The sequence below is a fragment of the Ruegeria sp. AB7 genome (assembly GCF_056542625.1).
The window spans coordinates 248931-266568 of record NZ_JBQGAC010000002.1 but is presented as its reverse complement, the minus strand read 5'-3'; the positions used below and the strand labels follow the sequence as shown (position 1 = coordinate 266568).

17 protein-coding genes are annotated in these 17638 nt (G+C 55.7%); 7 read left to right on the top strand and 10 right to left on the bottom strand.

The annotated features are described in order from the left end of the window. Position 1 precedes the first annotated feature (1 nt). The 3 genes from ACR0EN_RS07245 to ACR0EN_RS07235 are packed head-to-tail and all read right to left on the bottom strand — an operon-like array spanning position 2 to position 4381. Positions 2 to 2872, bottom strand: a complete 2871-nt coding sequence (locus ACR0EN_RS07245) for a 2Fe-2S iron-sulfur cluster-binding protein (protein WP_480585928.1) — start codon at positions 2870 to 2872, stop codon at positions 2 to 4. Then, positions 2859 to 3116: a sarcosine oxidase subunit delta gene (locus ACR0EN_RS07240; protein WP_170625702.1), complete on the bottom strand. Its 258-nt coding sequence runs from the start codon at positions 3114 to 3116 to the stop codon at positions 2859 to 2861. Before ACR0EN_RS07240 ends, ACR0EN_RS07245 begins: the two co-directional genes overlap by 14 nt. A 14-nt stretch (positions 3117 to 3130) precedes the next feature. Then, on the bottom strand, positions 3131 to 4381 hold the full coding sequence (locus ACR0EN_RS07235; protein WP_170393855.1) for an FAD-dependent oxidoreductase: 1251 nt from the start codon (positions 4379 to 4381) through the stop codon (positions 3131 to 3133). 273 nt (positions 4382 to 4654) lie between these two features. On the opposite strand from ACR0EN_RS07235, the gene ACR0EN_RS07230 reads away from it, so the two are divergent. Then, the gene (locus ACR0EN_RS07230) at positions 4655 to 5458 is read left to right on the top strand and encodes a phytanoyl-CoA dioxygenase family protein (RefSeq protein WP_255612253.1); all 804 of its coding nucleotides are present in this window, start codon (positions 4655 to 4657) and stop codon (positions 5456 to 5458) included. A 34-nt stretch (positions 5459 to 5492) separates the two neighbouring features. Here the strand turns inward: ACR0EN_RS07230 and ACR0EN_RS07225 are convergent, their stop codons facing one another. After that, positions 5493 to 6542 carry an aromatic ring-hydroxylating dioxygenase subunit alpha gene (locus ACR0EN_RS07225; protein WP_480585925.1) on the bottom strand — a complete coding sequence of 350 codons (1050 nt, stop codon included), beginning with the start codon at positions 6540 to 6542 and terminating at the stop codon, positions 5493 to 5495. A 96-nt stretch (positions 6543 to 6638) separates the two neighbouring features. Further along, complete coding sequence (locus ACR0EN_RS07220; RefSeq protein WP_170818350.1) at positions 6639 to 7568, bottom strand: LysR substrate-binding domain-containing protein; 930 nt, start codon at positions 7566 to 7568, stop codon at positions 6639 to 6641. 95 nt (positions 7569 to 7663) lie between these two features. On the opposite strand from ACR0EN_RS07220, the gene ACR0EN_RS07215 reads away from it, so the two are divergent. The 3 genes from ACR0EN_RS07215 to ACR0EN_RS07205 all read left to right on the top strand — a co-directional run bounded on the left by ACR0EN_RS07215 (position 7664) and on the right by ACR0EN_RS07205 (position 10169). Further along, complete coding sequence (locus ACR0EN_RS07215; RefSeq protein WP_480585921.1) at positions 7664 to 8749, top strand: hypothetical protein; 1086 nt, start codon at positions 7664 to 7666, stop codon at positions 8747 to 8749. A 154-nt stretch (positions 8750 to 8903) separates the two neighbouring features. After that, complete coding sequence (locus ACR0EN_RS07210; RefSeq protein WP_170818351.1) at positions 8904 to 9848, top strand: fatty acid desaturase family protein; 945 nt, start codon at positions 8904 to 8906, stop codon at positions 9846 to 9848. A gap of 3 nt (positions 9849 to 9851) precedes the next feature. Continuing rightward, entirely contained in the window at positions 9852 to 10169 is a 318-nt protein-coding gene (locus ACR0EN_RS07205; protein ID WP_170818352.1) for a non-heme iron oxygenase ferredoxin subunit, read from the top strand. 7 nt (positions 10170 to 10176) lie between these two features. On the opposite strand, the gene ACR0EN_RS07200 is transcribed toward ACR0EN_RS07205, so the two are convergent. Genes ACR0EN_RS07200 through ACR0EN_RS07185 form a run of 4 tightly spaced genes read right to left on the bottom strand, consistent with a single transcriptional unit; the run spans position 10177 to position 13571 of the window. After that, on the bottom strand, positions 10177 to 11058 hold the full coding sequence (locus ACR0EN_RS07200; RefSeq protein WP_170562105.1) for an amino acid ABC transporter permease: 882 nt from the start codon (positions 11056 to 11058) through the stop codon (positions 10177 to 10179). A gap of 52 nt (positions 11059 to 11110) precedes the next feature. Further along, positions 11111 to 11944, bottom strand: a complete 834-nt coding sequence (locus ACR0EN_RS07195) for a transporter substrate-binding domain-containing protein (RefSeq protein ID WP_170393843.1) — start codon at positions 11942 to 11944, stop codon at positions 11111 to 11113. Positions 11945 to 11980: 36 nt separating this feature from the next. After that, a complete protein-coding gene (locus tag ACR0EN_RS07190) occupies positions 11981 to 12823 on the bottom strand; it encodes an amino acid ABC transporter permease (protein WP_170393841.1) in 843 nt (280 codons plus the stop codon). Position 12824: 1 nt separating this feature from the next. Beyond that, positions 12825 to 13571, bottom strand: a complete 747-nt coding sequence (locus tag ACR0EN_RS07185) for an amino acid ABC transporter ATP-binding protein (RefSeq protein ID WP_480459463.1) — start codon at positions 13569 to 13571, stop codon at positions 12825 to 12827. A 269-nt stretch (positions 13572 to 13840) separates the two neighbouring features. On the opposite strand from ACR0EN_RS07185, the gene ACR0EN_RS07180 reads away from it, so the two are divergent. Genes ACR0EN_RS07180 through ACR0EN_RS07170 form a run of 3 tightly spaced genes read left to right on the top strand, consistent with a single transcriptional unit; the run spans position 13841 to position 16419 of the window. Beyond that, positions 13841 to 14419: a peroxidase-related enzyme gene (locus ACR0EN_RS07180; RefSeq protein ID WP_170511709.1), complete on the top strand. Its 579-nt coding sequence runs from the start codon at positions 13841 to 13843 to the stop codon at positions 14417 to 14419. An 11-nt stretch (positions 14420 to 14430) separates the two neighbouring features. Beyond that, positions 14431 to 15018: a helix-turn-helix transcriptional regulator gene (locus ACR0EN_RS07175; protein WP_170393837.1), complete on the top strand. Its 588-nt coding sequence runs from the start codon at positions 14431 to 14433 to the stop codon at positions 15016 to 15018. A gap of 12 nt (positions 15019 to 15030) precedes the next feature. Beyond that, complete coding sequence (locus ACR0EN_RS07170) at positions 15031 to 16419, top strand: MATE family efflux transporter (RefSeq protein WP_170663373.1); 1389 nt, start codon at positions 15031 to 15033, stop codon at positions 16417 to 16419. Here the strand turns inward: ACR0EN_RS07170 and ACR0EN_RS07165 are convergent. Further along, positions 16394 to 17638 (bottom strand): NAD(P)/FAD-dependent oxidoreductase, encoded by a 1245-nt coding sequence (locus ACR0EN_RS07165; RefSeq protein WP_480585916.1) that lies wholly within the window; start codon positions 17636 to 17638, stop codon positions 16394 to 16396. The two genes, ACR0EN_RS07170 and ACR0EN_RS07165, sit on opposite strands and share 26 nt — an antisense overlap.

Below are 17638 nucleotides of genomic sequence, written 5' to 3'. Positions count from 1 at the left end.
CTCAGGACCTCAGGCGCTGACCCTCTGGGTCATGGAATACAGGCTTTGTGATGGTCACCGGGATCACCTCGTCTTTCAGCCGAACATGCGCGGTTTGCCCGTGTCGCTCCTGCCCGTTCTTCAGCAACGCCAGGCCAACCCAGCGATTGTTGACGACGCTCCAGACGCAGGCGGTAACCAATCCTTCGGTCGCTTCTTTGCGACCTTCAGGGGTCAGTGGCGCGCCTTCGGGCACTTGCTTGTCAGGGTCTTCGGGCAAGATGCCGACCAATTCCCGGCGTTCCCCTACCGCTTCACGGCGCAAGTGGACCGAGCGCTTGCCTAGGTAGTCGGGCTTTTTCTTCGACATTGCCCAGCCCATGCCCAGGTCATAGGCGTCCACGGTACCGTCGACCTCGTGCCCCAGCGAAAGAAAGCCTTTTTCCACACGCAAGACATGGCTGGATTCCGATCCTACAGGCAGGATACCAAAGGCTGCACCAGCCTCCATCACCTTGTCCCACAAGGCGGCCATGTGGCGTGGGGCAACGTTGACCTCAAAGGATAGCTCACCGGTGAAACTGACGCGCACAACCCGCGCAGGGAACCCCGCAACCGTACCGTCCCGGAACGACATGAAGGGGAATGCCTCGGGCGACAGATCGATATCCGTACACAGCGCGAGCATGACATCGCGCGCGCGGGGTCCACAAATGGTGGCGTTGTTCCACTGGCTTGTCACAGTTGTGATCATGACTTGCCAGTCAGGAAACTCGGTCTGAAGCAGCTTTTCCATGTGCTGGTTGACGGCGTCTGCATGGCCCGTTGAGGTCGAGATCATCCAGCGGTGCTGATCCAGCCGAAAGGCCACCCCGTCATCTATGATCAGACCGTCATCCGACAACATAAGACCATAGCGACCATCGTCGGGCTTCAGGCTGGACATGATGTTCGAATACAGAAAATCCAGAAAGCGCGGAACATCGCGCCCTTTAAGCTCGAACGTGCCGAGCGGCGAACCGTCGTATACGCCAACGCCTTCACGCACCGCGCGGCATTCCCGGTTCACCGCCTCTTGCAGGCCCTCACCGGGTTTGGGAAAAAACCCCGGACGGCGCCATCGGGCACCAGCCTCATACATCACTGCGCCATAATCCTTGTTCCATTGGGTCACCGGCGTGTGCCGGTAGGGGAACAACACCGAGTCCTCACGCAGCCCCCCAATCGCACCGAATGAGACCGGCGTGTAGGGAGAGCGGAATGTCGTCGTGCCAACATCTTGCAATGGAACGCCCTTTTGCAAAGCAACGGTGCCAATAATGTTGATATTGCCCGTCTTGCCCTGATCTACGCCCATCCCGCCAGTGGTGTAGCGTTTGACATGTTCCACGTTGTCATATCCTTCACGCAGCGCCAGATGCACATCGCTGACCGCAACATCGTTCTGAATATCCAGGAATGCCTTTCCGCGTTGCCCTGGCACATCTACGCGCCATAGCGGTTCAATCGAATAAGGCAGCTCTGAACCGTCATCGATGATCCGATCCAGTGTGAGATCCCCCGCCGCCGCGCCGACGGCCCGACAGGATTGAATCGGTTGATCGGGCAAAAACGCAGCGAGTTCTTCATCAAACCGAAGTGTGCTGCGGGACTGAGACCACAGGTGCACCGTCGGATTCCAACCGCCGGAATGAGCCAGCAAGTCGCAGTCGATCCAGGTGCCTGCGCCCCCGGACTTGGGAACGGCCTTGACAGCACGGATGCTTTTGTACCCTCGGATATCGGCGGCTACTGTTCCGGCATGGACGGTTATCCCCGACACCAGATCAAGAGCTTCCCTTGGAACCGTGTCGCGGCTATCGAGGATCGCGTTAACCGTTACCTCAGCTGCGACCAGATCGGCGGCCACTGCGTAAGCGCTGTTGTTGTTGGTGAACAGAACCACACTCTGACCGGGTGTCACGCCCCAACGATTGACATAGGCCTGCACGGATGAGGCCAACATGACGCCCGGCCTGTCATTATTGGCAAACACCATCGACCGTTCCGTAGCCCCGGTGGCGATCACCACCTCAGCAACACGGACCCGCCAGTTGCGTTCTAGAATGCTGGCCTGATCCGGCTCGCGTTCATTGACGATCAGTAGGTTGTGTTCGCGATAGGCCCATACGGTCGCGTTCTGAAGATGGGTGACGTTTGCCATATGGCTTAGTTCTTGAACCGCTTCGCCCACCCAATCCATCGCCGGACGCCCGCCAATGGTCAGGGTGCGGTTCAGGAGGCTGCCGCCCGCTTCGGTTCCCTCGTCTGCGAGGAAGACACGCTTGCCCGCTCGACCAGCCTCAAGTGCAGCTTGCAGGCCAGCGGGACCCGCACCTGCAATCAAGACATCTGCATGAGCGTAGCGCGCTTCGAAATGCCCCGATGAAGGCGGTTGCGCAGGCGCTGCTGCCAGCCCCGCCGCCTTGCGGATGTATGGTTCAAACAGATGCCAGTTAGGCCATTTGAAAGTTTTGTAGTAGAAGCCCGCAGGAATAAAACGGCCAATCAATTGATTGATCCCGCCCAGATCAAACTCGGGCGATGGCCAGCAATTGACCGAGCGTGCATTCAGCCCTTCGCGCAATGGAACCGTGGTCGCAGGACGGTTGCCCGAGGCGTCCTCGCCTTCCAGCTCCACAAGCGTTCCTGGCTCTTCGGGACCGTGTCCGACAATGCCGCGTGGGCGGTGGTACTTGAAACTACGGGCTGTTACTCGCACTCCGTTCGCCAGCAGGGCCGAGGCCAGAGTGTCCCCTTCGAACCCTTCGTAAGTTTTCCCATTGAACTGGAACGTCAGAGGGCGGCTTCGATCAACACGACCACCCACTGCGCGGCGATTAATCTGAGCCATCGGGCACCTCCACAATGTCATGTTTCACGGTATCCCGCCAGATTGTCAGCCACTCGCCGCAGCCCCGTGCGTGCCACCACCGCTCTTGCACAGGCCCCATCGGGTTGGGCGTTATGGTCAGGTATTCGACCCAATCAGCATCGCTGACGGCGTTGGTATCGGGTCGAGCAGCTCCGACCGGGCCGCCATAGACGAACTCGCTTTCATTGCGCTTGCCACAGAATGGGCAGGGGATGAGCATCATGATCCTGTCCCTTCCTATCTCGCCGTTGTGGTGCCGGCTTCCATCACAAATTCTAGATGGCGGAAGCGGTCCAAAGTGAACGAGGCCATCAGCGGATGCGGCTCGCCTTTGGCGACCAGATGCGCAAGCGTCAGTCCGCCCGCAGGAATGGCTTTGTATCCGCCCCACCAGCCAGCGGTCACGAACAGCCCCGGTACCTCAGTCTGATCCATGATGGGCGAGGCATCATGGGCAATATCAAGATGCCCACCCCATTGGCGCATTAGTTTGAGTTTCTTGAAGCTCGGGAAAAGCGACAGCATCGCGGTCACAGTGTCTTCGAACACATGTTGCTTGATGTCGCGACGAAAGCTTTGCCCCATATCAGGAGCGCCGCCGATCACCATCTCGCCCTTGTCAGACTGGCTGAAATAGAACCCACTGTCCGGGCAATTTACAATGACATCCACCAAGGGCTTCACTGGTTCGGACACAAAGGCCGTCAGGTTCATCGTGCGCAATGGCAGCTTGAGCCCCGCTGTCTCGGTCAACGTCGTGGTATGGCCCGATACGGCCACCACAACCTTTTTCGCCCGCACGGTGCCGCGATTGGTCTCGACACCTTCGATGCGCCCATCAGCGCCACGGATCAATGCTTGCACGGCGGTCTGTTGGTGCATCTCCACCCCCATCGCATCCGCCGCGCGGGCATAGCCCCAGGCCACCGCATCATGACGGTTTACACCTGCGTCCGTGTGGACCATTCCGCAGATGATCGGCAGGCGCGCATCTGGCCCACCGCCTGTCAGCGCAGGTATGCGTTTGCGCAATTCTTCTGCGGTGATTTGTTCATATGTCGAGCCATAGATGTCCATGACCAATTGCCGTCGCCGCAACTCTCGCAGTTTGGGCCAGGTCTGCACCACATCCACCATGGTGCGCTTGGAATGCATCATGTTGAAGTTCAACTCATGCGTCAGCCCTTCGTACATCTCGACGGATTTGACGTAGAACGGGATCGACTCGTCACGCATGTAATTTGACCGAATCGTAACCGTATTGCGCGCTATGTTTCCGCCACCCAACCAGCCCCGTTCCAGCACGGCGACGTCGGTTATGCCAAACTCTTTGGCCAGATAGTAAGCCGTGGCCAGCCCGTGACCCCCTGCCCCGATCACCACCACCTCGTACCGGTCTTTGAGCGGCGGGCTCCGCCAGGCTCGGGACCAGTTCTTATGACCAGAAATCGCGTTACGGGCGAGTGAAAATGCCGAATATTTTTGCATAGCAAGCACAATATTTATCAGAAAAAATATATCGTCAATAAATATATTTACCATTACGCAAAAACTGCTTGGGCAATCAAAGGTGGTGGGCTACCATGGCGCATGACCTTCAAAATTGAACAGTTTCATCGGAATCTTGCTGGCAAATGGTCGGCCCGATCCCGCTGGCCCTGCTTCATCATAAACTGCCGCAGTTCACCCTCTCTCTGACTCCATGCAGACCGTGGCGCTTTGCGCCTGAATTCAAACCCGACGGGAAATGAGGCGGATGCTATGGATGGAAGAACTATGATAAACACACCGGATACAGATACTGTTCAGCAAGCGTATGCGCGCGACGGCGTCGTTTTATTGAGAAACATCCTCACAGACGATTGGTTAAACAAGTTGCGTGATGCCGTGGACGAAGAGGTCAAAAAGGGTGACCGGTATTTTGCCTATAAAAATATGCGTGAAAAACCGGGTATCTTTCAGGACTATTGTCTGAACTCAGATATTGGAAAGCGCGTGGCCGAGGTGGCGGGCAGCCCCTGGACTTCGTTGATCTATGACCAAATTTTCGTGAAAGAACCTGGCACACGCACCCAGACCGGCTGGCATACAGATCAGCCCTATTGGCCTGTGGCCGGTCCCATCATGACAATGTGGATCGCACTTGATCCTGTCGACCCAGACAATGGAGCGCTGGAATTTGTCCGTGGCTCGCACGCTTGGGGCGCAAAATACCGGCCTTTCAAAACTGACCAGCTTGGCAAGTTTCTTCACTATCTGGAAGAGGATAACCCGGACTATATCGACATGCCCGATTTCGAGGCGGATCGCACTAAATATGACATATTCCACTATGAACAGATGGAACCTGGCGATGCCCTGGCCTTCGATGGAATGACTGTGCATTCGGCGATGGGCAACCGAACCTCGACCCGTCGCAGGCGTGGATATGCGGTACGTTTTGCCGTTGAAGGTGCCACCTATGAACCGCGCGATAGCGTTACTGAATGGCTGCATGATGACGACCTGAAACCGGGTGCTCCCTTTGCCGGTGGGCGCTTCCCTGTCATCTATAGCAACACCTAAGATAAGGGGCCGGGAACTGGCCCATGTTCAGGTTTCAGGCTTGCCGAATTGCACCCTCTGGCACAGCGGCCTCGGCCTCGATCGCTCGGTCGAGCACGCGTCGGTATGTTTTTGCCCCGGCATCCAAACCTAGATCAATATGCGGTGTCTGAGCGTTTTTCATGCCCTTGTGCACTTTTTCCAGCACATCTTTGTCTTCAAGAAACGCCATCCGCGCACCATCATTCATGAATTTCGAAACCTCGGCATTGTCCGGATCAGAGTTGCGATGCTGGAACCAGAAATACCTGGTCTGATCCTCGTTGATTGGCGTCATGAAGTTGTAAGAGATGTTGATGAATGTCTCATCGACAGGATCTTTGTCATATCCACCCGTGCCAACCGGGGTATAGATGGACTTATTCAACCCGATTGCAGGCATGCACATTTCGTAATGCTGCAAGCGGTCGCAATCGCCGTCGAACGAGACCAGTTTGGCATAGTAAGGCGATGGTGGTTTGTTTTCGATCCAGCGCGAGACAATCACGCCGCGATCTGTCTTTTTGACGTCCAGAGGCTCTTCATCCGTTCCCGCGCCGGCGAATGACGAGACATGTACCCAGGCCACATGGCTGGGATCAAGCAGGTTGTCGCAAACCCAAAGATAATGGCAATCGATATCCATCACCCCGCCATCGGTTAGGCCCCAGCTCGTGTCATCAAAGTTTTCGATTGGGAAAATCAGGTCCGGATCAGCCAGTTCAGGATCGCCCATCCAGATCCAGAGCAGGCGATAGCGGTCGACAACTGGATAAGACTTCACCACCGCGCGCCGAGGCGTCATCCCCCGCTGCGTTGGGCTGTCCGTACATTTGCCCGAACAATCGAATGTCAGCCCGTGGTAGCCGCATTCGACCAGATCCCCTTTCAGATTGCCATCGGATAGCGGGAGCTTGCGATGCGGGCAGGCATTCTCAAGCGCAACGGGCGTCCCATCCTGCCGACGATAGAGCACAATGTTCTCACCCAGATATGTCTCAGCCTTCAGTTCACGCCCGATATCCTTGCTCCAGGCGGCAACATACCAGCAATTTCTGAGGTACATGGTTTGCTCTCCAATTTGATCAGTTGGCTTAGCGCCATTATGGCAGCGTCAGTGCAATACACCATTCTGGATTTGTAATGATACATATAAGGCAAGCTAATTCGGCAGCATTACCGACGGGGGCAGATCGGGCTGCGAAGCAACTTCGGCCTTGATCCAGTTCAGGAACTCGCTGACTTTTTGGCTGTCTTTGCTATCAGGGCGCCGGACGAGCCAATAGGAAAGTGGCGATTGGTTCAGTTGCTGAAACGGTCGCACCAGACGGCCATCGCACAACGCATCAATAACCAGCGGTTCGCGCCCAAGCGCCACCCCCAGCCCCTCAATCGCTGCCTGTATGACCATGTTTGATTGGCCCAATCGGCGCGTGCGCACTCCAGACGGCAATGTCAGATTGGTTTGCCGCGCCCAGAACTCCCATGTTGGGCTGGACGTACCATGGTGCAGATTTTCATCTACCAGCAGTGTGTGCTGTGACAAATCTTCAATGCGCTTCAGTTCAGGCAACAGCGCGGGCGCGCAAACGGGAAACAGCCTTTCCCGCATAAGCAAATCCACTTCAAACCCGGGATATTCACCAAGACCATATCGAATGCCGATATCGGAATCTGCGCCGGAAAACGGATAGTATCCCGTATCCGTCGCGATCGAAATAGACAGGTCCGGGTGGGCCAAATCAAAGTGCAGAAGCCTTGGAAACAGCCAGTTGAATGCAAACCCCGGCAAACATGAAATCACGATGGTCCGGTCCGCACGCGTTCGATCGCGAAGTTGCGCACACACATCTGAAATGCGCCCCAACCCATCCGAGATTGCCTGCGCCAATTGCTCACCTTCGCGGGTAGGTCGCGATTGCCGCGCACCGCGCACCAGCAAATCCCGCCCAAGCCATTCTTCGAGCGATCTGACGTGCTGGCTGACGGCACTTTGGCTGACCCCCAGTTCCTCGGCGGCGGGTGAAAAGCCGGAATGGCGTACAACTGCCTCAAAGGCTCGCAGCGCGGAGTATGGCAGATTCAAGATCATATTAGTCATCCTAATGTCAGCCATTATCACTTTCAAATGGATTGCCGGCGGCCCTAGGCCGTAAGTTGATAATGTCAAGTAATCAGGAGATGTCGATGTCCGACATGACGCCAGAGCGGGGCGCTTACAATCTGCTGGTCAATTGCGCCCGCGCGGCGGCGGGTGAAAGGCTGCTGATTGCCTATGAACCTGCAGAGTTTGGATATTTCGACGCCGACAGCGTAAATGTTGTCAGTCAGGCGGCCCGTCAACTTGGGCTGGGGGTCGACACGATTGATGTGGGCTTCAATCCGGACAATCCGCAACTATCGCCCGATCTGCTTGCCCGGTTCGAAGCGGCAGACATCATTCTATTTCTGGCCCGACTTGGGGATCAGTTGCGGTTCTCGGACATGCCGCAGGGTAAGAAAGTCATCGTTAGCTTCGCTTTAACCAAAGAAATGCTGGGATCTGGTTTCTCCAACGGCCACCACGATGCGTTCATGGAGCTTAAGGCCGATATCAACGCGGTCTTGGACGCGGCCAGCGAGGTGCGGATCACCTGCCCGTTGGGCACTGATGTAAGCGGTCGGCCGGTGATGAACCTGCAACCCTCGGGCGACACCTCGATCCTGCGCTTTCCGATGTCAGTCTTTACTCCGGTTCCTGCCCACAGTTTCTCGGGCCGTGTGGCGATCAGTTTTCTGACGGGAACGGGGTCGAAGTATTACGATGACTACACCATCGAATTCGACCGCCCCGTCTTTGCGATGATGGAGAATGGGCGGCTGCAGCGTTTTGACGGCGATCCCGCCAACGCCGCACGGGCCGAGGCGCATTATGACCGGGTAGCCAATCAGTTGGGAATTGATCGCAATTTCGTGCACTCTTGGCATGCAGGTATCCATCCGGGCTGCGGCTACCCCTGGGATATGCGCGAAAACTATGAACGCTGGGGCGGCTCCGCTTTCGGAAATCCACGCATCCTGCATTTCCACACCTGCGGGGCGTACGCCCCCGGTGAAATCAGCTGGAACGTTATTGATCCGTCCATCGAAATCGATGGCGTAACTTATTGGGACCGCGGTACATTCCATGCCGAACGGCTGCCTTGCGGTCAATCAATCCTGGATCGGCACCCTTGCGCGGCCGCCCTGTTCGCCCATCCCGATCCGGATATCGGTCTGCGTGCAGTTGGCTGATCAATAGCGGCTTGATCGAATCACGAGCTGTGGAAATACTCTTAGATAATAGGGTCTGTTCGAGTTGGCCCTATGGTGCGGAGCACTCCCGTCTCCGGTGCCGGAATATGCGCAGAGGGCAAGACCCCCGCTCCGGCAAAATCATGGAAATCACATGTCAAAAGCTATTGTTACGCCGCTGACTCAGGCTCTGGCCGAAGGAAAACTGACGCGCGAAGAACTCAAGGGATTTATGCAACGCTCGAACGCACCCGGGTTACGTCATCTTGCAATGTGGGTTTTGGTGCTGGCCTGCACGACAACATTGATCACCCTAGCCTGGAACAGTTGGCTGATTTGGCCCGCGATGTTTCTGCAAGGGGTCGTCTTGGTGCATCATTTCTCGCTTCAGCATGAGTGTGTGCACTATACCGTGTTTCGCACCCGGTGGTTGAATGATCTGGTTGGTCAGATTTGCGGGCTGATCATCATTCTGCCGCATCGGTTCTTCCGATACGAACATTGTGATCATCACACATATACGCAACTGAACGGAGAGGATCCCGAACTGATCCCGCTGCCCAAATCCCTTGGCGAGTACTTTTTGTACCTGTCAGCCCTGCCTTATTGGCGCGGTAAGTTCACTGAGCTGTTCCGACATGCCTTTGGGAAGCTCAGCAAGGCCGAGTTGAGTTTCATTCCCAAAGAGGAGCAGCAGTCGGTCTATTGGGACGCGCGCCGCATGCTGGCCATTTACGCTTTGATCTTTCTGGCTATGGCCTTCACCGGATGGTGGGGATTGATCTGGTATTGGATCATACCCCTGTTTCTGGGTGAGCCGGTGATGCGATTCATACGAATGACCGAGCATGTCGGACGTCCCACCGTGGCGCAGATGTCAGAAAACACGCGCACCAATCTGGTGTCAAAGCCGATGTCATTTTTATGCTGGAATATGAACTATCATGCCGAACATCACTATGTCGCCTCAGTTCCCTTCCACGCCCTGCCCCGTCTGCATGAGAAGTTAAAGGATCATATCTTCGTCGAGAAAGGTGGATATCTGGCTGCGCATCGCGACATTCTGCGGCAGATCATGCAACGCAAAGCCGAGGCCTGAGAGATGGTGGCAGACAAATCTTGGCGCGATGTGATCGAGGCATCGAAGCTGGAAGAAAACTGGGTCACGCGGGTTCAGATCGGGCCGAGATTGATTGCAGTTTATGATACACCCAGTGGTGTCTATGCCTCGCTGGCATTGTGCAACCATGGTGGGGCTGATCTGTGTGACGGCTATTTCGATGGGCATGTTATCGAATGCCCATTGCACCAGGGCGCGTTCGATGTGCGTGATGGCAAGCCCGTTTCAGCGCCTGCGAACCGAGCAATGCGGGTTTTTGAGACACGGATTCAGGATGGAATGGTTCAGGTCCGAATGTGACCTGAACCTAGCGCTTGTCAGATCGTTTCTCTAGCCGCGCAAAGATGCGGCTGAGGCCGAAGCAGACGACAAAATAGAATGCAGCCGTTGTGATCCATGCCTCAAAGATCATCCGGGACGAAGCGACCAACTCGACGGTCTTGTAGGTCAGTTCCTGAACCGAGATCAGCGACAAGATCGAGCTGTCCTTGATTAGTGAGATGAACTGGTTGGCCAGCGGCGGCACGACCTTTTTCATCGCCTGCGGCAGCACGACATAGCGAAGCTCTTGCAAACGGCTCATCCCGATCGAGCGTGCAGCTTCACGCTGACCTTTGGGGATCGATTGAATACCGGCACGGACAATTTCGCCGACAAATGCGCTTTCAAACAGCGCCAGAACGATGACACCTGAGACAAGCGACGGAAAGCGCCGCATCTCACCAAAGAAAAATGTCCAGATCTGGTTGTCTTCTTGCCGCGCAATTCCACGTGCCCAGCGTTCAAGGTTTAGTGCGTCGATCAGTTGCTGCGACAGGAAGAAAAAGAAAATAAAGACAACAACAACCGGTGGCACATTACGCAGAAATTCAAGATAAGTGCGTGCCAGCATGCGTATGGTCAGGTTGGCAGAACAGCGCGCGATCCCCAGAATTGTACCCAGAATGAGCGCCAAAATGCCGGAATAGATGCTGATACGAACCGTCGCCACCAGGCCTTGCAGCAATAGATTGGCAAAATACTCTTCTCGCCCAGTATGCCAGCCGACGATGTAGCTGGGGATCAATTCCCACCGCCACTTATAGTTCAGCGTACCCTCGATCGACAGCCAGATATATCCGAAGAAGGCGATCAATACCGCCACGATCAGATAATCTGGCCATCTGAGTTTTCTAAGAAATTCAGGCACCTGGGCGCTCCGCTTCAGGCCCGAGGGCGGCTGACCGCCCCCGGCTAATTGGTTATTGGGCAACCTGGTCTGCCCACTCTTCAGTTGCGAACCAATAGTTGTGACGCTCTTCCAACCAACCCGACCGCCAGTTCTGAGCGATCCAATTGTTGAAAAAATTCATGGCGTCCGGATCGCCCTTGCGTACTCCGAACGCTTCGCCACGCGGATCATAGAGGTTATCGAACGGAACGGTCAGAGTTTCCGGATGACGACCGGCCTCGCGGTTCGGCGTAGGTTGAGCCGCCATCGAAGCATGCGCGTTTCCGTTTAGCACTTCTTGTGTTGATGCACCGTCTTCATCAAACAACAGCAGCGTCGCGTTGGGGAAGTTTTCCGCGATCACTGTAGCTGGTGTCGCACCGCGACGAGCGGCAAAGGTGACCTCAGGTTTATTGAAATCTTCCAAAGACATACCATCGGTCAACTGTTTGTTAGCCATAATAGCCAGGCCCGAATACGCGTAGGGATCGGTGAAGTTGATCGTCAAGTTTCGCTGCGCAGTCACCGACATGCCCGAGATGATCACGTCGAAATTGCCGGATACGAGCGCCGGGATGATGCCATCCCAGGCGGTCGGTACAAACTCGACCTCTACACCCATGTCCTCGGCCAGCTTGCGACCGACATCCAGTTCGAACCCGATCAGATCACCATTCTTGTCGCGCATCGACCACGGCACGAACAGCGACAGACCAATCCGGATCACTCCATCCTGTTTGATCGTTTCAATCACACTTTCGCGGGACAGTTCCTGAGTCGCACTTTGCGCCCAGCCTGAGGTCGCCATGCCTGTTGCCACGACCGCGCCCAGGGCCGCCCCGAGCATTCTGCGAGATAGCTTCATCTTGGTTCTCCTTGTTGTCCGGTTAAGTTCTTGTGGTTATTGGTCGACGGCATATTTCTTCTCCAGATAGCTTACGCCAATCGACAGGATCAGGGTCACCACCAGATAGACCAGCGCGATAGTGAACCAGATTTCAAAACTCATATACGTGTCGGATATGATGTTGCGCCCGAATGTGGTGAGTTCGGCCACGGCAATGACGCTGACAATGGCCGAGGATTTGATCAGATGAACGACCTCGCCCGTCATGGGCGGTAGCATAAAGCGAACTGATTGCGGCAGAATTATATATCTGTAGGTCTGATAGGGGGTCATACCGATAGACTTGGCCGCCTCCCACTGACCAGATGGGATGGCGTTGATCCCCGCCCGCAGGATTTCTGAAATCAAGGCTGAATGAAACACCGCCAAGGTCAAGATGCTGGCGGTATATCGATCAAATCCAAAGATAGGACCCAGGACATAATAGAAAAGATAAAGCAGAACCAGCAGCGGGATATTGCGGATCAGTTCAAGGTAGGCAACCGCGACAGCCGTGCCAACTACCAAGCCGGACAAGCGCAGTAACGCCACCAGCAACCCGATAGCTGTGGCCAGCAGAAACGAGGTAACTGACAGCTTGATCGTGGCAACCAGTCCGATGGGGATTTCGCCCCACTCGAACCCGATCTCGGTGTTGCGGTACAGGAATTGGGGCACGCGATACCACTGCCAGTTATAGCCCATACCCTGCGCGCCAACATATGACCCGTAGGCGATCAACCCGACAATAACCGCATAGATCACGACGGACACTAACACCGAACCAAAGAACCGCTTGTATAGTGGTGGCTTCGGCAGCGCTTGCCCGCGTCCCTGTGATATGCCCAGATCGGTCACGTTAGTGTTCCAATATCTGGTTCAGGAATAGACGGCAGCGCTCGCTTGACGGGTTGGTGAAGAACTGATCGGGCGGCGAGATTTCAACGATCTGCCCCGACTCCATAAAGACCATCGTGTCGGCGACCTTGCGCGCAAACCCCATCTCATGCGTGACAACCACCATGGTCATGCCGGTATCGGCCAGTTCAACCATCACATCCAGCACCTCATTGATCATTTCGGGATCAAGCGCGGATGTCGGTTCATCAAACAGCATGATCCGTGTTTCCATGCATAAGGACCGCGCGATCGCGACGCGCTGTTGCTGCCCCCCCGACAATTGCGCCGGGTACTTATCGGCCTGCTCGGGAATATGAACGCGATCAAGATAATTGCGCGCGGTTTCCTCGGCCTGCGCCTTGGATAGCTTGCGCACCTTCATCGGTCCGATCATCAGGTTTTCAAGCACAGTCAGGTGCGGAAACAAGTTGAACTGCTGGAAGACCATGCCGACTTCCTGTCGCAGTTCACGGATTTCCTTGGCACCTTCATAGACTTCGATCCCATCGATCACGAGACGCCCGGAATTATGCCACTCTAACCCGTTGAAACAGCGGATCAGCGTGGATTTTCCCGATCCGGACGGGCCGCAGATTACCACCTTCTCGCCCTGATGAACGGTCAGATCGATGTTCTTGAGCGCATGGAAAGTCCCATAGAACTTATCCAGATTGGTCACTTCGATCATGGGGGAGAGCTGTGTCATACCGAACCTGTCAAGATGCGGATCAGCTGGCGCCGCTGATCTATGACGCTGTGGTAGTGCGATCGCAACATGAGGTCATGCACGCATGCGCACGAAGTCATTCGCGGCGATTCAGGCAGAGTGGAGAGATCTGGCAAAGCTTCAGAATCCTCAAATTCGTTGCGCGCTGTTCAATATGGTTGCTTAATGTGCAATATTCGTCAATAAAAAACTCAGCCGAACGGCACACGCCGCGAAAATAGAAACAGAAAACACGAGAGGAAACGTGAATGTCCGCCTGGATTCGGATGATATCTGACGAAGATGCCGACGAGCACCTGAGAGCGACTCTGGATCTGGCGCGCACACCACACGGGACCGTGGACAACGTGATGCGTGTGCATTCACTGCGTCCCAACACCATGAAAGGTCACGTCATTCTGTATCGCGCGTGCCTGCATGATGAAGCCAATTCCATACCCATGTGGTTTCAGGAAGTCATCAGCTCTTACGTATCGACGTTGAACACCTGCCCCTATTCTTATGCCAACCACTGGGCAAACGCCCGACATCTGATCGGTGACGACGCACGCGCCGACGCAATCGAGGCCGCGTTAAAGGCCCACCGGCCGCAGGATGCATTTGAAGGTGCGCAGTTGGCCGCGCTGATCTATGCGCAAAAGCTGACCCTGTCGCCGGGTGCAATGGAGGAATCCGAAGTTCGCGCATTGAAAGATGCCGGCTGGGAAGACGGAGAGATTCTCGAGATCAACCAGATCGTCGGATATTTCAATTATGCCAACCGATTGCTGAATGGTCTGGGTGTCACAACGGAAGGGGACGTGGTGGGCTACTACGCCGAGGAATGACGGATTGAATCATGCACGATGACACGCCGGGAAGACAGATTGATCGCGCTATTGGTGCCTCGCTCAGGGAGCTGCGCCAAAGCCGCAAGCAATCCGCCCGTCGGTTGGCAGAACAGTCTGGTATCTCAGCTGCTATGGTCAGCCGTATCGAAAACGGGTTGGTCTCTCCGTCAATCGATACGCTGGCTGCACTTGCCGAAGCGTTAGAGGTACCAATCGTATCGCTGTTTCGCGAAGCGCGGACAGACCACACCGACTATACGCTGGTTCGCCATGGCGAAGGGCTAAAGTCTACGCGACTGGCGGGCGGCCATTCGCACGAATACGTCAACCTTGCGCTGCATTCCCGGAAGGACCTGCGCTTTCAGGCCCGTCGTGTCACGTTGTTGCGCGACGAGGGGCAGCCGCCCACTTATGTCGGCCATGGCGTCGTGTTTGTGCAGGTTCTCGAAGGGCAGGCCATCTATCGCTATGGCGAGGCCCGATTTACTCTTTCAGCAGGAGACAGCATCAGCGTCGATGCAGAGCTGAATCACGGCTTCGAAGAGGTACTGACCCCCGAGTTCGTCTTCCTGACCGTTCAGGCCGAGCGTCCGTAGTGGCCAGTTGATATGGCCATCCCAACTGAAATTGATCTGACGCGCGGGCCAATCTCGACCCATTTCCGAACCCTGGCGATCCCGGGCGCAATCGGGATGTTGTTCAACACTCTCTACAACGTTGTCGACATGTTCTTCGCCGGCCTTCTCTCGACCAGCGCGCAGGCTGGATTGGCACTAGGGTTTCAGGCCTTTTTCATTGCCATTTCGGTCGGGGTCGGGTTGGGTGCCGCGATGAGCGCGCTGGTCGGCAACGCATTAGGCGCTGGAGACACTCGAGCAGCGCGGCGGTTTGCGGCACAGGGAATGATCTATGGCTTCATTGCAGCCTGTGTTCTGGCGGCGGCTGGTCTTTGGTACGGCCCTGCGCTGATAACTCTGGTTTCGGAACCGGGACCTTATCGCGATGCAGGTTTACGTTATTTCCACTGGCTCCTATTGGCCTTGCCCGGATTTCTACTGGCCTTCGGTTGCAATGGCATTCTTCAGGCACATGGTGACGCGGTATCGATGCAACGCGCCCTCATGGTGGCGTTTTTTGCCAATATCGGTCTGAACCCCCTCTTGATCTACGGCATTCCGGGCATGATCCCGGGCATCGGATTTGATGGCCTCGCTGTATCGACAGTGATCAGCCAGACCGGTGTGATGGTGTTTCTGATCCGTCAGGTCCTCAGACGCCGCAGGATGAGGCGCATGCGCCCCCGAAACTTCATTCCGCGCCTACAGAAGTTCAAGGAGATCTCGGTTCAGGTACTTCCCACAGCGACATCTTTCTTCGTGATGCTGCTGTCAGGTTTTGTCATGCAGTTCGCCCTGAAAATCTTTGGAGAGCACGCAATCGCTGGCTTTGGCATTGCCATTCGGCTTGAGCAGATTTTGCTTTTGCCGGTGCTGGGGGTCACGGGGGCACTGCTGCCCATCGCGTCCCAGAATTTCGGTGCCCGCGACTATGAAAGGGTACGCGAGGCACTGTTTTATTGCTGGAAAGTCGGGTTCATCATGACCGCCATCGCAGCCCCCATATTGTGGATTTTTGGCCGCCTTATGATGGGCTTTTTCACCGACGATCCCGAAGTGATCCGCGTCGGACTTAGCTATCTACGTGTCGATAGTCTGATCCTACCGATCTACATGATGCTTTTTTCCATCAACTCGCTATTGCAAGCCTTGAAGCGACCGATCTGGACCGTGTGGATCAGCCTATATCGTCAAGGATTTGGCGTCGCCTTTTTTGTCTGGATTTTCGTCGGCCTGCTCGGCTTTAACGAAATTGGTGTCTGGTTCGGCACTGCAGGTGCCGTGGTGACTGGCTGGATGATCGCGTTGCTGATGACGTCCCATGTGGCTCAAAAAGAGCTGGGCGGGCTTTGGCTCAGGACGAGAACCGATCTGGGCTGAAGGCTTCTATATCGATGTCCGGTGATCTGCCAGCAATTACATCTGCGATTATACGCGCCGTCGTCGCGCCTAGTGTCAGGCCAAGCTGTCCGTGACCCGTCGCAAAGGCGACGTTAGCCAGTCGCCTGCTGCGGCCAATGATCGGACGTGTGTCCGGTGTAAACGGGCGGCGACCCATCCGGCGTTCCGCACTATCGGTCTTCAAACCCGGTAATACGCGGCATGCACGCCTGACCAGCACATCGGCTCGGTTCCAATTCGGCTGCGCGTTCAGGTCGGCAAATTCTGCGGTACCGGCCACTGCCAGCGCCTGCTGATACGGTGTAATGCCAAACCCGCCTTTGGCATAAAACACCGTATGGCGGAGCTCGACCCCGCTATCTTTCAACGCAGTCGAATATCCGATCACCCCTTCCATCCTCAGTTGAACGCCCAGCGTCTTGGCCAAGATTCTAGACGGCGTTCCCGCAGCGATGACGAAATCATCTGCGCTGATCGATCGCCCATCGCTCAGCTTCACGCTTTTCACATGTTGTCCGTCCTGCGTAAAACCGATTGCTCTTCCTGCCACGACAGCCCCGCCGCGGCTGCTAAAACTCTGCGTCAGCGTTTCAACCAATACCTTAGGGTCCGTCACAAAACTCCAGTCTCTAAGTAAAGCTGCATGTTTGAAATCAGATGCTATTGCAGGATCGATTTCATGCGCTTCCTGACCTGTGACTTGATCAATCGTGCAACCCAACTCACGCGCCAACTCAAAAGCTGGGCGCATGGTCGCAAGGTCATGGTCGTCGTCAAACAACTTGATTACCGGCCGTTCGACCAAAAGCTCAGGATGGCCTACATCTAAAAGCTGAGCTTTGAAATCCGCTGTTGCAGCAAACGTAAGTCTTGCCAGATCGGAGGCGATTGCGCGCATTTTCGAGCGACGCGCATTGGCCGTAAACCGTGCAAACCATGGTAGCAATTTCACCGCTGAGGCCGGGCGCAATGTCAACGGGGCCTCGGCATCCAGCAACCAGCCCGGCACTTTCATCAGCATCCCCGGCTGCGACAACGGCACGATCTCACCCACTGCGATACAACCGCAGGAAGCCCAACTCGCGCCCTCACCAACCGGACCCGGTTCTACGACGGTGACCTCGTGGCCCTGCGACTGCAATGTCAGCGCACAGGATATTCCGACGATGCCGCCGCCAATTACAACCACCCGTGCCAT

What these genes read in the sequence shown, in the direction of transcription:
- ACR0EN_RS07240 (WP_170625702.1), bottom strand. Translation starts at nt 3,116, where the DNA reads ATGATGCTCATCCCCTGCCCATTCTGTGGCAAGCGCAATGAAAGCGAG.
- ACR0EN_RS07225 (WP_480585925.1), bottom strand. Translation starts at nt 6,542, where the DNA reads ATGTACCTCAGAAATTGCTGGTATGTTGCCGCCTGGAGCAAGGATATC.
- ACR0EN_RS07235 (WP_170393855.1), bottom strand. Translation starts at nt 4,381, where the DNA reads ATGCAAAAATATTCGGCATTTTCACTCGCCCGTAACGCGATTTCTGGT.
- ACR0EN_RS07185 (WP_480459463.1), bottom strand. Translation starts at nt 13,571, where the DNA reads ATGACACAGCTCTCCCCCATGATCGAAGTGACCAATCTGGATAAGTTC.
- ACR0EN_RS07215 (WP_480585921.1), top strand. Translation starts at nt 7,664, where the DNA reads ATGTCCGACATGACGCCAGAGCGGGGCGCTTACAATCTGCTGGTCAAT.
- ACR0EN_RS07245 (WP_480585928.1), bottom strand. Translation starts at nt 2,872, where the DNA reads ATGGCTCAGATTAATCGCCGCGCAGTGGGTGGTCGTGTTGATCGAAGC.
- ACR0EN_RS07195 (WP_170393843.1), bottom strand. Translation starts at nt 11,944, where the DNA reads ATGAAGCTATCTCGCAGAATGCTCGGGGCGGCCCTGGGCGCGGTCGTG.
- ACR0EN_RS07170 (WP_170663373.1), top strand. Translation starts at nt 15,031, where the DNA reads ATGGCCATCCCAACTGAAATTGATCTGACGCGCGGGCCAATCTCGACC.
- ACR0EN_RS07220 (WP_170818350.1), bottom strand. Translation starts at nt 7,568, where the DNA reads ATGATCTTGAATCTGCCATACTCCGCGCTGCGAGCCTTTGAGGCAGTT.
- ACR0EN_RS07175 (WP_170393837.1), top strand. Translation starts at nt 14,431, where the DNA reads ATGCACGATGACACGCCGGGAAGACAGATTGATCGCGCTATTGGTGCC.
- ACR0EN_RS07210 (WP_170818351.1), top strand. Translation starts at nt 8,904, where the DNA reads ATGTCAAAAGCTATTGTTACGCCGCTGACTCAGGCTCTGGCCGAAGGA.
- ACR0EN_RS07230 (WP_255612253.1), top strand. Translation starts at nt 4,655, where the DNA reads ATGGATGGAAGAACTATGATAAACACACCGGATACAGATACTGTTCAG.
- ACR0EN_RS07205 (WP_170818352.1), top strand. Translation starts at nt 9,852, where the DNA reads ATGGTGGCAGACAAATCTTGGCGCGATGTGATCGAGGCATCGAAGCTG.
- ACR0EN_RS07165 (WP_480585916.1), bottom strand. Translation starts at nt 17,638, where the DNA reads ATGGCACGGGTGGTTGTAATTGGCGGCGGCATCGTCGGAATATCCTGT.
- ACR0EN_RS07180 (WP_170511709.1), top strand. Translation starts at nt 13,841, where the DNA reads ATGTCCGCCTGGATTCGGATGATATCTGACGAAGATGCCGACGAGCAC.